Source organism: Enterococcus sp. BSD2780061688st2 D3, assembly GCF_005844145.1.
In the GTDB taxonomy this organism is placed as follows: Bacteria; Bacillota; Bacilli; order Lactobacillales; family Enterococcaceae; genus Enterococcus_B; species Enterococcus_B durans.
Genome location: NZ_SPHN01000004.1, coordinates 145629 through 162411 on the forward strand (window position 1 = coordinate 145629; position 16783 = coordinate 162411).

Annotated in this window: 12 protein-coding genes; 1 reads left to right on the forward strand and 11 read right to left on the reverse strand. The window is 39.3% G+C overall.

What is annotated here, in order from left to right; all coding sequences use genetic code 11:
* The 9 genes from FGQ66_RS05085 to pcrA form a co-directional block, all read right to left on the reverse strand.
* Positions 1-1293, reverse strand: a complete 1293-nt coding sequence (locus FGQ66_RS05085; RefSeq protein ID WP_138301915.1) for a PTS sugar transporter subunit IIC — start codon at positions 1291-1293, stop codon at positions 1-3.
* 224 nt (positions 1294-1517) lie between these two features.
* Positions 1518-2582: a LacI family DNA-binding transcriptional regulator gene (locus tag FGQ66_RS05090; protein WP_138301916.1), complete on the reverse strand. Its 1065-nt coding sequence runs from the start codon at positions 2580-2582 to the stop codon at positions 1518-1520.
* Positions 2583-2947: 365 nt separating this feature from the next.
* The gene (gene rlmD / locus FGQ66_RS05095) at positions 2948-4318 is read right to left on the reverse strand and encodes a 23S rRNA (uracil(1939)-C(5))-methyltransferase RlmD (protein WP_138301917.1); all 1371 of its coding nucleotides are present in this window, start codon (positions 4316-4318) and stop codon (positions 2948-2950) included.
* 578 nt (positions 4319-4896) lie between these two features.
* On the reverse strand, positions 4897-5940 hold the full coding sequence (locus FGQ66_RS05100) for a diacylglycerol kinase (protein WP_081135470.1): 1044 nt from the start codon (positions 5938-5940) through the stop codon (positions 4897-4899).
* A 9-nt stretch (positions 5941-5949) separates the two neighbouring features.
* Positions 5950-7380, reverse strand: coding sequence for an Asp-tRNA(Asn)/Glu-tRNA(Gln) amidotransferase subunit GatB (gatB, locus tag FGQ66_RS05105; protein ID WP_005879971.1), 1431 nt, complete (start codon positions 7378-7380; stop codon positions 5950-5952).
* A complete protein-coding gene (gene gatA, locus FGQ66_RS05110; protein WP_138301918.1) occupies positions 7380-8849 on the reverse strand; it encodes an Asp-tRNA(Asn)/Glu-tRNA(Gln) amidotransferase subunit GatA in 1470 nt (489 codons plus the stop codon). Before gatA ends, gatB begins: the two co-directional genes overlap by 1 nt.
* Positions 8849-9154 (reverse strand): Asp-tRNA(Asn)/Glu-tRNA(Gln) amidotransferase subunit GatC, encoded by a 306-nt coding sequence (gatC, locus tag FGQ66_RS05115; protein ID WP_005879975.1) that lies wholly within the window; start codon positions 9152-9154, stop codon positions 8849-8851. Before gatC ends, gatA begins: the two co-directional genes overlap by 1 nt.
* Positions 9155-9259: 105 nt before the next feature.
* Positions 9260-11296: an NAD-dependent DNA ligase LigA gene (ligA, locus tag FGQ66_RS05120; protein ID WP_138301919.1), complete on the reverse strand. Its 2037-nt coding sequence runs from the start codon at positions 11294-11296 to the stop codon at positions 9260-9262.
* A 14-nt stretch (positions 11297-11310) separates the two neighbouring features.
* Positions 11311-13548: a DNA helicase PcrA gene (gene pcrA, locus FGQ66_RS05125; protein ID WP_138301920.1), complete on the reverse strand. Its 2238-nt coding sequence runs from the start codon at positions 13546-13548 to the stop codon at positions 11311-11313.
* 196 nt (positions 13549-13744) lie between these two features.
* Between pcrA and FGQ66_RS05130 the strand changes: the two genes are divergently transcribed.
* Positions 13745-15304, forward strand: coding sequence for a ClC family H(+)/Cl(-) exchange transporter (locus tag FGQ66_RS05130; RefSeq protein WP_138301921.1), 1560 nt, complete (start codon positions 13745-13747; stop codon positions 15302-15304).
* Between the two features lie 202 nt (positions 15305-15506).
* Here the strand turns inward: FGQ66_RS05130 and FGQ66_RS05135 are convergent, their stop codons facing one another.
* Positions 15507-16106, reverse strand: a complete 600-nt coding sequence (locus FGQ66_RS05135; RefSeq protein WP_138301922.1) for a hypothetical protein — start codon at positions 16104-16106, stop codon at positions 15507-15509.
* A gap of 13 nt (positions 16107-16119) precedes the next feature.
* Complete coding sequence (locus FGQ66_RS05140) at positions 16120-16644, reverse strand: hypothetical protein (RefSeq protein ID WP_171024571.1); 525 nt, start codon at positions 16642-16644, stop codon at positions 16120-16122.
* Positions 16645-16783 lie beyond the last annotated feature (139 nt).

Below are 16783 nucleotides of genomic sequence, written 5' to 3' on the forward strand. Positions count from 1 at the left end.
TTAATCATGTGATGCAATTTCATCTTTTTCATCTTTCAAGTAACCACGGTCCATCACAATTAAGAACGGCACCCAAATCAGTGTCATTACTACCACGGTTACTAATTGTAAAATCGCGCCGGCAATCGAGCCAGTCCCAAGCCAACCAGATAAGAAAACGGGCGTTGTCCATACAACAGTTGCTCCGATAGGGCGTGGAACCAATCCACTAGCAATCGCAAAATAAGAAATCACGGTACTGGCTAATGGTGCTAAAATCCACGGCACAAAAGCAATTGGATTCAAAACAATGGGTAGTCCAAAAGTCATTGGCTCAGAAACGTTGAACACAGATGGTGCGACAACTGTCCTCATCAGTTTTTTCATCCGAATCGAGCGTGCGATAAAGAAAGCCATCGTAATCGAGATTCCCAGTTGCATACCTTGATTCACAAAAACACCCATAAAAGTCGTATTGATGATGTGTGGTAGCTGTTCAGCTCCAGCCTTGTACGCCTCATAGTTTTCAATTGCCAAAGCATTCATAATTGGATCGATTACGGCGTTGACAACAAGAGTGCCATGGATCCCAAACCACCAGAAAAATTGAGTGAACAATACAGCAAGTAAAACAGCTGGCAAGGTCCCGCCTAAGCCCATCAATGGTTTTTGTAAAATTTCATAGACAAAGTCAACCGCATTTCCCCAAGAAGTAAAGGTAAATAAATAGCGAATCAAGTTAAAAAGAAACAGAGGTGCAGCACCAGGAATGATTGCCATAAAAGATTCGGCGATCATCGGTGGTACAGAGTCCGGCATCTTGATGGTTAACCCTGCGGCACTGATTTTACAGTAGATCTGGGTTGCAATGATGGCCGTGATAATACCAACAAACATTCCTTCTGCCCCCAATTTGGACAAAGGAATCACAGTACCCATTTCATCCGAAGAGCCATAAGGCAAAAGCATCAAAAAGGAAGATAGAGAGATTGCTCCGGCAAATAATTTGGGCTGTCCATATTTACCAGCAAGTTGATACCCAATACCAAAAACGACAAAAATTGCTGTGATACTCATCGTTGCATTCCCAATTGGTCCAAAAAAGTCATTTAAGAAAGTCATGAATCCTTCTGGGAGTTTCTCAGAGAGTCCAAAAGTAGCGGGAAGATTTTGAATAATAATCATGATTGATGCAAACATTGTTGCAGGAAAAGCAACCATAAACCCATCTCGAAGACTTAATAAATACTTATTATTGGCAATTATCTGAGCAAACGGCACCATCTTTTCGGCTAATTTATCAATAAACTTCATATTTGTTCTCCTTTATTTTTTAATTGTAAACGTTTACTGAAATCAGTATATCTGTTTAGTTAATGTTTACACAACCCCTAAATAAAAAAAGATCGTGGGACAAAAGTAAAAAATACTTTTGTCTCATTCTTTAAAAACGAATAAACGGTGGAAGCAGAAGCAACTCCTTCGGAAATAAGCCGAAATTCACAAAAATTTGAAAAGCAATTTTCGTGAATTTCTTCTTATTTCTCGGAGTTAAACACTTCTGTCCCAACCTTTTTTCTCTCTCCAATGGATTCTCTAATAATCAACTCACTGCCACAAATAACTCTAACTGGCATAGTACGAATACCAAGAATCTTATTTTTAGCCAATTCCACGCTCATTTGTCCCATCTCCGCTGCTTTCATTTTTACCGAGGATAGAGCTGGTGTCATAAACTGTGCCATCTCAATATCATCAAAGCTGACTACAGAGATATCTTTAGGTATCGACAACCCTTCTTCAGTGAGCGCCTTATACACACCAACTGCCATGGGGTCACTAGCCACAATGATCGCTGTTGGCCGCGGGTTCATCCGTGCGATTTTTTTCCCAAAATTTAAACCAGTTTCAGGAGACCATTTTCCTTGCAACACTTGGATATACTTATCCAATTTATTCAGAAGCATCCATTTCTTATAATTTTCCGCCCGGATTTCTTGCTCGTCATAAACAACTTCTCCAGAGATCGTCACTCGACTAGCTACTCCACCGATAAAAGCAATATTTTCGTGTCCTTTAGCCTGCAAAATATCCAAAATTTGATGTGTCTTTTGTGGAAAATCAGTTTGGATAGAATCATACAATAGTTCTTCACTGTAATTATCTACCAAAATGAGTTTATCATTGTGCTGACTGATTTCCGCTAAGGCCTCAGCTGTCATTTCGCCAATGATAATTACCGCACCATACTTAGCCAATTGGCCCAAGTCTTTGTTTGATTCACGCATTGAAAAGACGCGAATCGTTTTTAATCGCCATTTTGCAGCTTCTTTTTCGATACCGGTACGAATCATCCTAAAGTAAGGATCATTTCCTTCTGATGCACTATCATGTCGAGTGATGATAGCAATCGTATTTTTGTCTCCAACTTCACGTGAACTTATTTGATTTTTCTCCTTAGAGTAATTCAACTGATTCGCGATCTCAATGACCCGTCTTCTGGTGTTCTCATTGATACTAAACGTCTCATCATTATTTAGGATTCTGGAAACACTTGCTACGGAGACTCCCGCTATTTTTGCAATATCTCTCATACTTGCCATACTCGCACCTCGTCTGTTTACTGTTTACTAAACTTACTTTTAAGCATAGGCAATATCCCATAGACTGTCAACTATAATTTTTCAAATAAAAAAATGCCACTTGATCGATGTGGAGAAAGAGTAAGTACACAATAACATCCTATCCTCAATCTACTAAGTACAAGGCTAATTGTCGAAGTGTCGAATTATTTCTCGCTTAAGCTTTGTTTCGATTTTTTGCTCTAAACACAAGACTTTTGTCTACGCATTTTCTTGTATATAACATACCAATCAATCCACTCTAGCACACTAAAAACCAGCAATTTCTATCTAAAATCAAAAAAAGCAACCCAGATCTTACTCTGAATTGCTTTGCTGTGTTCGTATTAAGCTTTACGTGTTAGTAAGGCGACTAATTCTACGTGATACGTTTGTGGGAATAGATCGACTGGTTGGATCTTCTCAACTTGGTAGCCTGCATCAGCAAATAGTTTTGCGTCTCTTGCAAAGGTTGCTGGGTTGCATGAAATATAAACGATTTTTTCTGGTTCCATCGCAATTGCTGATTCGATAAAACGACCATCTAATCCTTTTCTTGGTGGGTCAACAACAATGACAGACGGAGTAATCCCTTTGTCTTGCCATTTTTTCATGACAGTTTCTGCCTTACCGACTTCATAATGTGCGTTTTCAACTTTATTGGTCAACGCATTGAACTGAGCGTCTTCGATTGCTTCAGGGATCATTTCCATACCATAGACTTTTTTCACACGGTCTGCTAAAGATAAACCGATCGTACCGATTCCTGAGTAAGCATCCACGACTACATCTTGTTCATTCAAGTCTGCAAAATCAATAGCATTCTGGTACAATTTCTCAGTCTGCTCTGTATTTACTTGATAAAATGATTTTGAAGAGATACGGTACGTTTTTCCTAGTAGCTGGTCTTCAATATAACTTCTACCATATAAAACTTTTTCTTTATCTCCCAAAATAACATTCGTTTTCTCTTCATTGATATTTTGGATCACTGAAACAACTTCTGGTAATTCTTCATGGATCACTTCTGCAATTTCTTTTCCTTTAAAGAATTTTTCTTTGCGTGTCACAAGTACAACCATCATCTCATGAGAATAATGTCCTCTTCGGATGATGATATGACGGATTTGACCTTCATTTTTTGCTTCATTGTAGCCTCGTACTTGGAAACGTTGCAATATTTCACGCACTGCAATGATTGCTTGGTCGATTGCAGGGTCTTGGATGTAAAAATCATCGATTTCAATAAGTTCATGGCTATTCTTTTTATAGAAACCTGTTGCTAAACGTCCATCGATTCTTCTTACTGGGATTTGGGCTTTATTTCGATAAGCGACTGGATTTTCCATACCAATTGTCGGTAAAATCTCTACTTCTGGCATTTTGGCAATTTTAGTCATTACATTTTGGATTTGCTTTTGTTTGAATTGAAGTTGTTTTTCATACTTTAAATGCGCTAATGGAGCAATTCCAGTGCGCAACAATCGGTTATCTTCTAAAGGTTGACGATCAGAAGATTCTTTGAGCCAATTCATTACCTTTGCATAACCGAATTTATTGCCAGTTTTTACTACAAGGATCTCTACTTGTTCGCCAGGAAGTGCGTTTTCAATAAAAAGTGGATACCCATCTACTTTGGCTACACCTAATCCTTCGTAACTTAAATCAATGATATCAACGGTATAACGTTCATTTTTTTTAACAGTTTGTTCTTTCATGATTAACTCCTTTATGAGGTACAGTGCTTGTACAGCTTTAAATTAAGAAGACACAGTATAAAATAGCTTTCATACGCTGTCTTTATCTTCTGCTCAAGTCATTAGTCTCTGAAACATGCGTTCAGGTCGTGACAAGAATCTTTAGTCCTAAGTAGAAAGAAATGAGCGTGGGACAAAAGTAAGAAACACTTTTGTCTCACTCTTTAAAAACGAATAAACGGTGGGAGCAGAAGCAACTCCTTCTTAAATAAGCCGAAATTCACAAAATTTTGAAAAGCAATTTTCGTGTATTTCTTATTTCTCGGAGTTAGACACTTCTGTACCAGCCTCATTGTTGATTCGCTTCTCGACAACGAAATCGTACTTTCTACCTTATTGATATTAACATACCACAGTTTTGTTGATTTTTCACAATAAAGAGGTATTATCCCAAGTATTCGTGTATTTCATCATACTTGAGTAAGATCAATCGTACTTTTTTCAGAAATAAGCCGAATCATCCCGAAAATATCGCAAGCTATTTTCGGGATGATCCGGCTTATTTTATCAAACTGATTACTTCTTTTCCCTCTTTTGAACTATTTTTCATTATCCGCGATTTTGCCATCGCCGTCAATGTCTTCATCAGTTAAGCGTTCCACTTCTTTGACGAATTCTTTTCCTACTTCATCTAATACTTCTTCATCCGTTCCAGTGATCGCTTCATCTGGGATCTGATCAGTATTTGCGTAAAATTCGATGTGTTGGTGTAGATTCTGAAAGTGCATTGGCGCATTACCGCCGTATTCGCCATCTAAGTTGATCATCACAGGACGATTGACGTCATCTTCGGTTTCCACAAACAGACTGCTAGTCTTTGTGTAAATGACACGTGGATCGTCTACATGGCGTCCACCATTCAACATCAACGCAGCGATATGCAGGATCTCAAAGATGTTGGCTGTTTTGACGATGATCAATGAAAATTTACCATCATCTAATTTGGCATCTGGAGAAATTTTTTCAAAACCACCTACGGAGTTCGTTAAACCAAGGAAGAACATCGAGGCATTGCCAATATATTCTCCTTCATCATACTTCAGGCGCATCTTGATTGGTTTTACTCTCGGCAGCATTTCTGCGCCTTTGGCAAGGTAAGCAAGATAGCCGAAGATACTTTTCAATTCTGAAGGAACTTCATAGGTTAGTTCTGTCAGATAACCTCCGGCAGCAATATTGATAAAATAGCTGTCATCTGTATGACCGATATCCATTTTAACCGTTTGATTCTTTTTGATCACCTCGGCCGCTGCTTTGATGTTGTCACGCGGAATTTTTAATGCCCGTGCGTAGTCATTTGTTGTACCAGCAGGAATAATGGCCATTTTTGGTCGTTGCTCCAGTGATGCAATACCATTTACAACTTCATTGATCGTTCCGTCGCCGCCTGCTGCTACGATCAGGTCAAAACCTGCCTTTGCTGCTCTTGTCGCTTCATTTTTCGCTGAGTTTTCTTCTGGTGTCGTGGCATATGCACTTGCTTCATAGCCAGACTCCTCTAAAGCTTGGAGGATATCGGCTAGATTTTTTTTCAATAGTTCTTTTCCAGAGGTGGGATTATAAATCACTCGAGCTTTTTTCATCATTTACCTCTAGCGTTTTGCTAATTCTTCTTTAAGCAATTTATTGACAATACCAGGATTAGCTTGTCCTTTCGTTGCTTTCATAATTTGTCCAACTAAAAATCCAACTGCGCGGTCTTTCCCATTTTTAAAGTCATCAACGGATTGTTGATTGTTGTCTAAAATTTCATTGATGATCGGCAAAAGTTTTGCTGGATCAGATAGTTGTACCCAACCATTTTTCTCAACTACTTCTTGTGCATCTCCACCATCCGTGATCAACTCGCGGAAGACTTTTTTCGCGATTTTTGAACTGATTGTGCCATCAGCGATCAAGCGGATCATCCCTGAAAGATTTTCAGGTGTTAATTTTGTTTGGGCCAATTCAAGTTTTTCACTATTCAAATATGCAGAAACTTCTCCCATCAACCAGTTAGAAGCTTGTTTTGCATCTGCACCATTTGCTAATGTTTCTTCAAAGAAATCTGACATTTCTTTTGATAAAGTCAAGACCATCGCATCATATTCAGGTAATCCTAACTCTTGGATATATCGTTGGCGACGAGAAGCTGGCATTTCTGGTAGGCTTGCTTTCACTTTTTGGATCCATTCATCATCGATCACGAATTTTGGAATATCAGGTTCTGGGAAGTAACGGTAGTCACTTGATCCTTCTTTGACACGCATCAAAATCGTTTTGTTTGTTGTTTCATCAAAACGGCGTGTTTCTTGTTGGATCTCGCCGCCTGATAATAAGACTTTTGCTTGACGTTTTTCTTCAAACGCTAGTCCTTTTTTAACAAAAGAAAGAGAGTTCAAGTTTTTCAATTCTGCTTTTGTGCCAAATTCTTCTTGACCATATGGACGTAAAGAAATATTAGCATCACAGCGCATTGATCCTTCTTCCATCTTCACATCACTGACTTCAGTAAATTGGATGATTGAACGTAGTGCTTCTAAATAAGCATAAGCTTCTTCAGGTGAGCGCATGTCTGCTTCAGAAACGATCTCGATCAGTGGCGTTCCTTGACGGTTCAAGTCAACATAAGAGTAACCACCGATTCCATGCATATTTTTTCCTGCATCTTCTTCTAAATGGACACGTTCGATACGGATTTTCTTTTTCTTGCCTTCTACTTCGATTTCGATCCAGCCATCATGTCCAATTGGTTGGTCAAATTGAGAAATTTGGTATGCTTTGGGATTGTCTGGATAGAAATAGTTTTTACGGTCAAAATGAGTATCTTTTGAGATTTCACAGTTTAATGCAAGAGCTGCTTTCATCCCAAATTCTAACGCAGCTTTATTCATGACTGGCAATACCCCAGGATATCCCCAGTCGATCACATTTGTGTTACTGTTTGGTTCAGCGCCGAAGTGAGCTGGTGCTGGAGAGAAGATTTTTGAGTTTGTCTTCAACTCAACGTGGACTTCAAGCCCGATGACTGTTTCAAAATTCATTAGTCTTTCCCTCCTAAGATTGCTGGTTTTTGATTTTTGAATTCTGTTGCTTGTTCAAAAGCATATGCTGCTTGATACATTGTTTTTTCATCAAAATAGTTCCCGATGATCTGTAAACCAACTGGCATGTTTTCAGATAAGCCTGCAGGAACTGACATTCCTGGAAGACCTGCCAAATTGACTGGGATCGTCAAGATATCACTCATATACATCGTGATTGGATCATTGATATTTTCACCGATTCCGAAAGCTACGGTTGGTGAAGCTGGGCCAATGATCAAGTCATAGTCAGCAAAAACTTTCTCGAAGTCTTGTTTGATCAACGTGCGGACTTGTCCAGCTTTCTTGAAGTAAGCGTCATAATAACCTGCACTCAATGAGAATGTTCCTAACATGATACGGCGTTTGACTTCTTCACCGAATCCTTCTGTACGTGAGTTTACATATACATCTTCAAGATTTTTTACATTTTCTGAACGATAGCCATAACGGATACCGTCAAAACGTTGCAAGTTTGAGCTTGCTTCTGATGAAGCGATGATATAATACACAGCTACACCATATTTTGAATGTGGTAAGCTGACTTCTTCAACCGTTGCACCTAGGGAACGGAACGTATCCGCTGCTTTAAGGATTGCTTCTTTCACACCAGGAGCAACACCTTCACCAAGATATTCTTTAGGTAATGCGATCTTCATGCCTTTGATGTCACCTGTCAATCCTTCTGCGAAGTTAGGCACAGACACACCTGATGAAGTACCATCTTTTTCGTCATACCCACTGATAGCTGTCAAAGCTAACGCATTGTCTTTGACTGTACGGGTCATTGGTCCGATTTGGTCAAGAGAAGATGCGAAGGCAATCAAACCAAAACGGGAAACACGGCCATATGTTGGTTTCATCCCGACGATCCCGTTAAATGATGCAGGTTGGCGAATACTTCCGCCAGTGTCACTACCTAAAGAAACTGGGATTTGACCAGCTGCTACAGCTGCAGCTGAGCCACCTGATGATCCACCAGGAACTTTTGTGTGATCCCATGCATTTTTCGTTTTCTTGAAGTAAGACGTTTCTGTACTACCGCCCATAGCAAATTCATCCATGTTCAATTTGCCGACTGGGATCATGTCTGCTTGGTAAACTTTATCCATTACTGTGGCATCATAGATTGGATCGAAATTGAATAAGATTTTTGAAGCAGCCGTAGTCAATAGGTCTTTTGTAACGATATTGTCTTTGATACCGATCGGAATACCTGCTAATACGTTACTTTCATCGATTCCTTTTTCATCAAGCGCTTTGGCAATCGCCATTGCTTTTTCTTCATTCAAGGTAATGAACGCATCGATTTCTGGTTCTGTTTTTTTGATACGGTCAAATGTTGCTTTTGTTAGATCTTGTGCAGTGATTTCTTTAGATACAAGCATTGCATGCAATTCTTCTAAAGAGTGATCATACAATTTTGTCATTATGCGCCAGCCTCCCCATTCTCAATAATTGCTGGCACTTTAATAAAGCCATCTTCTTTTTCTGGTACATTTCTCATTAATTCGTCGCGATTCCAACCTGAATTTGCTCGGTCTTGACGCATAACGTTTACAGTTTCAACCACATTTGATGTAAATGGAACACCTTCAGTATCTACTTCTTCCAGCAATTCCACCATATCAATGATTTTTCCTAATTGGTCGGTAAAACTTGCAAGTTCTTCATCTGCGAACGCAAGTTTTGCTAATTTGGCAACGTGTTTCACTTGTTCTTCACTGATCGCCATACTACCCCTTCTTTCTACACGAGTTAAAAACTTTGCTCTCTATTTTAACATAAGAGTTTGTTATCTGAAATTGTTTCTTGAAATTTATCTGAAAAAAGTTGGACTTCACTCTGGATTTGTCCGACTTTCAGCTAACGCCTCTGCCATTTCTTCTTCTGTCCAAACGTCGATCCCTAATTCTTGTGCTTTCGTCAGTTTGCTTCCAGCCTCTTCACCAGCCACGACGATATCTGTTTTTTTCGAAACACTTCCGGTTACTTTTCCGCCTAGATTCTCGATTGTCTCTTTTGCTTCTTCTCGAGTGAATCGCGTCAGTTTACCAGTTAACACAACTGTTTTGTCTTTAAATGGTGAATCGATCGTTGCGATTTGTGCTGGGCGAATCCCTTTGTAGTCAAAATTGACTCCCGCTTGTTTCAGTTCAGCTAATAGATCATGGACCTCTTCATTACTAAAGTAGGTAACTACGCTGTCTGCGATGATATCACCAATCGTATCTAAAGAAATGATCGTTTCAAAATCGCTTTTGCTCAAGCTCTCCAAATCACCGAAATGTTCTGCTAAGATTTTCGCAGCTTTTGCACCTACATGACGGATTCCTAGCCCAAAGATCAAGCGTTCCACTGAATTTTCTTTACTGTTGTCGATTGCAGTTAAAATATTGTTTGCGGATTTTTCTTTGATTTTATCCAAAGTCAATAATTGTTCTTCGGTCAAGTTATAGAGATCAGCTACATCAGACACCAATTTTTTGTCGTACATTTGTGCTAAAACTCTTGGTCCTAGTCCATCGATATTCATTGCATTACGAGAGACAAAATGATTGAGTCCTTCTTTTATTTGAGCCGGACATTTCGGATTGATACACCGCAAAGCGACTTCTTCATCTAAATGCACGAGCTCACTTTGACAGACTGGACAATGTGATGGTAACGGATACTCTTCACTGTCATCTGGTCGCTTCTCAAATACTACCTGAGCGACTTCTGGAATAATATCGCCAGCTTTGTAGATTTGAACGGTATCGTTCAAGCGGATGTCCTTCATTTTGATATAATCGCCATTGTGCAGACTTGCTCGACTGACTGTCGTACCAGCCACACGGACAGGAGTCATAATAGCAGTGGGTGTGACAACGCCGGTGCGCCCTACTGTCCATTCGATTGCTTCGATTTTGGTTTCTACCTCTTCAGGTGGAAATTTGTACGCTGCGGCCCAACGCGGTGCTTTTACAGTAAATCCTAATTGATCTTGCAAAGTAAAATCGTTGACCTTGATGACGATACCATCGATCTCATAAGGAAGATCTACCCGTTTTTCATGGTATTCTTCGATAAATGACCATACATCCTCAATCGAATGGCACAAGCGTTTTTCCTGATTGATGTGGAAGCCGATCTTGTCTAATTCTTCTAGCGCTTCATACTGGGTCTTTGCTTTCATGGGACCAAAATCTGCTACTGTGTACAAAAAGGTATCCAGATTTCTTTTAGCTGTTATTTTAGAATCAAGCTGTCGCAAAGAACCTGCAGCTGCATTACGTGGATTTGCAAAGATATCTTGCCCTTCAACTTCCCTTGATTTGTTCAATTGAACAAATGACTTTTTCGGCATAAAGCATTCGCCACGCACTTCGATACTGATCTGATTTTTTAGTTTCAAAGGTACGGATCGCACTGTCTTCAGATTTTCAGTGATGTTCTCGCCGACAGTTCCATCTCCTCGTGTAGCACCTCTGACAAATTCACCATTTTCATAGCGCAAAGAAACAGACAGCCCATCGATCTTCAATTCACAACAATAATCAACTGGATGCCCAATCGCTTTTTGGACACGCTGATCAAAAGCAAAGAGTTCTTCTTTACTAAAGACATCGTTCAAACTATACAATGGAATATCGTGAGTGACTTTTTCGAATCCTGTAAGGACCTTCCCTCCTACGCGTTGCGTAGGAGAATCTGATGTGATCAAATCGGGATACTGTTCTTCAATTGCCACTAATTGCGCATACGCTTTGTCATACACGTAATCTTCGACTGTTGGTTTATCTTCGACATAATACTGTTTAGACCACTGACTTAATTGGGTTCTCAACTCCTCCGCTCTTTTAGCGGCTTCGTCTATCGTCATTTCGTGTTCCATTTTCTTTCCTCCACTCAAGCTTTTTCAATTGGTGCAAAAGCAGCTAATAATCGTTTGACTCCTTGACTAGGAAATGCCACGTCTAGTTCTAGATCTTTTGCAGTACCGCTCACTCTTACGACTGTGCCAGCTCCCCATTTTTTATGTTTGACCTTGTCTCCTGCTTTCCAATCATTGCTTTCCCCGCCTGTAGTTGCTTTTGATGACACGACTGTTGTAGCAGGCTGCTTGTAGATTGGCGTAGCTGCTTTTGATGCAAAAGGTGTGCTTTTTTTCGGTGTAGGCCGCATTCCTTGGATGTCCAATAACTCTTGATCGATTTCTTCGACAAAACGAGAAGGGCGGTTATATTGCGTTCTACCATATAAAGTTCTTGAGAAGGCATTTGTCAGGTACAGTGATTCTTCTGCCCTAGTTATCCCAACATACGCAAGTCTGCGCTCTTCTTCAAGTTCGCTTTCTTCCATTAGTGCTCTTGATAAGGGGAAGACTCCTTCTTCTAGACCAATCAAAAAGACTACTGGAAATTCTAGACCTTTAGCTGCATGTAGTGTCATCAAGGTAACTTGGGTAGTTTCTTCTTCTAAGTTATCGATATCTGACACTAAGGCTAGATCATTTAAGAAGACAGTCAGCTTTTCATCTGGTGCGTCAGCATCTTCTTCATTTTGTTTTTCAAACTGTTTGTCAAACTCTTGTGTAACGGTTAAGAATTCTTCCAAGTTTTCTAATCTTGCTTGCGATTCTAACGTATTTTGGATCTTTAAGTCTTCTAGATAGCCGCTGCGCTCTAGGATTTCTTTCGTCAATTCAGTTACTGTCAGATAAGGCAACATTTGCGTCACTTCACTGATCATTTCACCGAATGCGCCCAATTGCTGTCCTGCTTTGCCGCTAATATTGGCTAAATCAACATTTTGAGCCGCTTCTAGCAGTGGCCACTGGTGCATCGTCGCAAAATTTCTTAGTTTCTCAATCGAACCTGGCCCAATTCCTCGTTTAGGCGAATTCACGATTCGTTCAAAGCTGATGGAATCTTGCGGATTAGCGATCACATTCAAATACGCTAAAATATCTTTGATTTCTTTTCGGTCATAGAACTTATGCCCTCCAACCATCTTATAGGGGATATTGGCTTTGAGAAGCGTTTCTTCCATTACACGGGATTGGGCATTCGTTCGATATAAAATTGCAAAATCACCATAATCTCGTTGATTTTCTCTTATTTCTTCTTGCATACGGTCAACGATGAATCGTGTTTCATCTCTTTCGTTATCTGCACGATAGTAAGTGATTTTATTTCCTTCACGATTTTCTGTCCAAAGATTCTTTGGTTTACGGTTACTGTTGTTTTCGATGACTTGATTTGCTGCACTTAAAATATTCTTTGTAGAGCGATAGTTTTGTTCTAACAAAATAACACTCGCATCTGGATAGTCTTTCTCAAAATCCAAGATGTTTTGCATATCTGCTCCACGCCAACCGTAAATACTTTGATCCGCATCACCTACAACACATAAGTTTCGGAATCTTTTCGCTAGTAGATTTACTAATGTATATTGGGCATGGTTCGTATCTTGGTATTCATCAACATGGATATAATGGAATTTATTTTGGTAATAAGTCAATGAATCTGGATGTTCTTCAAACAATCGGATCGTATTCATGATCAAATCATCAAAGTCCATACATTGATTGTATTGTAGTTCTTTTTGGTAAGCCGAATAACACTTTGCTGCGATTTCTTCATAATAACTTCCTTGCATTTTTGCAAAGTCTTGTGGCGTTTGCAGACTATTTTTGGCTTGTGATACGGTCCCAAGGATACTTCTTGGATCATACTTTTTAGGATCGATATTCAATTCTTTTAAAATACGTTTCATCAGTGAAAGCTGTTCTGACGAATCGATGATCGTAAAATTACGATTGTAGCCGATAAAATCGACATCTCTTCTTAAAATACGCACACACATTGAGTGAAAAGTCGAGACCCAGACATCTTCTCCTCCGTGTTCTAAAATTTTATTGACCCGTTCTTTCATCTCTTTGGCTGCTTTGTTGGTAAAAGTAATCGCAAGGATGTTCCATGGATTTACTTCTTTTTCTTCAATTAAATACGCAATCCGATGGGTCAACACTCGCGTTTTTCCACTTCCTGCACCAGCCATTAATAGTAATGGCCCTTCCGTGTGAAGAACCGCTTCTTTTTGGCGAGGGTTCATCCCGTTCAATAATTCCGTCTTGGATGACATTAACAACATCCTTTCTTTTATCAATCTTCTAAATTATAGCATTTTCCGGCTCTTCCTTAAAGAAAATGTTCACCACCTCAATACGTTGGAAATTAGATAAGTCTTGCATAAATGGATGAAAAGAAATTTTTTTCTTTCATTTAATCTTGTAAAATCATTCATTTCGCGATAAATTAAGTTGAAGCGAGGCGTTAAGATGGAAAAAAAAGCAACAATAAAAAAAATTGATAAAACACAACTTTATTTTATTTTAAAAGGGATTGTAGTGGGGTTGTTTACTGGTATCGTCGTCAGTCTTTTTCGGTTGGCCATTGAAAAATTAGGCATACTCACGCAACACTTCTATGAATTGACACAAAGGGAACCGATTTACTTGATCCTTGGTGCAGTCATAAGCATCATTGTTGCATTACTGGTAGGGTTATTGATCAAAAGTGATCCAGATATCAAAGGTAGTGGGATTCCTCAAGTCGAAGGTCAATTGCAAGGTGAACTAAAGATTTCCTGGTTTTCTGTTTTATGGAAGAAATTTGTTGGCGGGATACTTTCTGTTGGTTCTGGTTTGTTCTTAGGTAGAGAAGGCCCTTCTATACAGTTAGGTGCAGTGGTCGGTCAAGGAACAAGTCAACTCTTCCACAGTGTCTCCTCTGAACAGAAGATTCTGATTTCTAGTGGTGCAAGTGCGGGTCTTGCAGCTGCATTCAACGCACCGATTGCCGGTCTGCTATTCGTTTTAGAAGAAATCCACCATTCTTTTTCTCCATTAGTCTGGTTGACTTCATTTGCATCAGCGGTAACGGCAAATTTTGTTTCTCTTTATTTTTTTGGGCTAAAACCAGTTTTATCTCTAGGAGAATTACCTTCTTTGCCTTTAAAATATTACGGTTCTCTGATTGTTTTAGGAATCTTTTTAGGCGTATTGGGTTTTGTCTATCAACAGGTACTACTCAGCTTGCCCCGTATGTATGAAAAAGTACCTTTGCCTTCTTATTGGCATGGACTCGTTCCATTCTTACTTATTTTACCGATTGGCTATTTTTGGCCGACGATCTTAGGTGGCGGAAATCAAATCATTATCTCATTAGGTCATTCATCTTTACCTTTGATGATGATTTTTGGACTGTTCATCCTTCGATTTGTTTTTTCAATGGTCTCTTACGGTGCCAGTCTGCCTGGAGGAATATTTTTACCGATCCTCACTTTAGGAGCTTTATTAGGGAGTATTTACGGAACTATCTTGGTGCACACATTTGGAATGGACCCTATTTATATCAAAGATTTCATCGTTATTGCAATGGCTGGCTATTTTGCAGCGATCGGTAAAGCTCCGTTGACTGCCGTTATTTTGGTAACCGAGATGGTTGGCTCCTTGAATCATCTGATGCCCCTTGGCTTAGTAGCTCTAGTCGCTTATATCATCAATGACCTATTAGGCGGAAATCCGATCTATGAATCGTTGCTTGAACGTTTGCTTGCTCATAAACATCCTCCATTCCTAAAGGGGAAAACAACCTTTGAGTTTCCTATCACAGCAGAAAGCTTACTGGATGGCTTGATGGTTCGTGATTTCAATTGGCCACAGGACATGTTGCTTGTTTCGATTATTCGAGGAAAAAACGAACTATTGACCCACGGAGATACGATCATGCAAATGGGAGATATTTTAGTCATTTTGACAGATGAATCACATCTTTCTTCAGTCAAAAAAGAAATTGCTAAGCGTTCGTATCACCCTGCACTGAAACAATCTTTTTAAAATAAATCATCCGGCTAGAATCGATCAGCTTGAAAAGAACAGAAGATATTGACTATTGCTTCTTAAACTTTTTAAGCTCTCGGTTTATCCTTCGAAAAACATAGTTGAAAAAAAAGGGCAAGACAAAAGTCGTTTAGATTCTAGAAAAATTGAAGAAAAAACGAGCAATACGCTTTTTGTATTGCTCGTTTTTTATGGTTCTTTAAGGTTCCATCCACGAGAAGGCATCCAATTGTAACGTCATCGTAAAGACTGGAGAACTTTTCGACACCGAATTCGAAGTCAATGTGCCACCATATCCAAAAGTCGTTGCAGACGGATAATTAGTCAATCCATCTGTAGTCAATTTCCCTTCCTTATTTGCTAAAGTAAATAAGTGGATGGGGCTACCAAAATTGATTAGTGTGCCGTTTGAAATCAGGGTCTCATCTGTTGTTGCTATGGGTGATGTCAGAGTCAAAGCAGAGATATCAGCAATCGACTCGTTATTTGTTTGAACAAAATTGGTGATCGAAACATCTACCGGACGACTGGAATTATTCGTAATATTATAAGTTGGCGATTGGATCTTTTTTTGACCATTGACATTATAGAAAATCGTCGCAGTATCCACCGTCACATTGAGCCAATCTTCACTTCTTTCGTTGATTTCTTCCATCCGTTCATGGTCTACTCCCAATGATCCATTCACTTGGATATCCGCATGTTCTTTCTCGTTTATTTCTTCCGCTTGAGTGATCATCGGCACCGTGCCTCCGATAAAACTGCCCACTAATAATAAACGAATCAACAGTCTTTTCATCCACTTATCCTCCCTATTCGATCGTTAATTTGACTCCTGCGGCAACTTGTCCTTTTTTTTCTTTCGTAATCGGATCATAGAGACTAAACAATGCAACAGATGGATACTCCCCTTTTTTCAACTTTTGTTCCAAAGTCACTTCTTTTACTTCATAACCAGGTTCAATTGCTCCAGAAGTATAAATAAGTCGGTCGGTTGTTTTCTCCCGAATCTCCACATTGATAGGGTAACTATTTTTGCTTGGGTTTTTGATCTTCAAATCTCCTTTTAACGTTTGTTCACAGAATTTTGCTTCTGGCGAGATAACCAAATTGAATTTGCTTTTATCCAGTGCTGATTGCGCAAGTTTTGTCATTTCTTTATCAGATATTTTTTGCGCATCTTTTTGTTCAGGTAAAAACTCACCGCTTACAACAGCCACTTTTTCTGTTTTTCCTTGAACATGATGTTGAGAAATGAACCAAGTAACAGCCAGTAGAATTGTGACGAACAAAATACCGACAACGTGCTGCTTGCGATTATTTTTCAACCTTTCCATCATAATTGTCCTCCTCACTATACAATGAACAACGTGGCAATCTCATACTTTCCAATATACTTGAATTTAGACGTGCTTATATACTAAAGATAATTATATTTCCCACGAAAATGAATCGTTATTTTCTAATTGCTTTCAT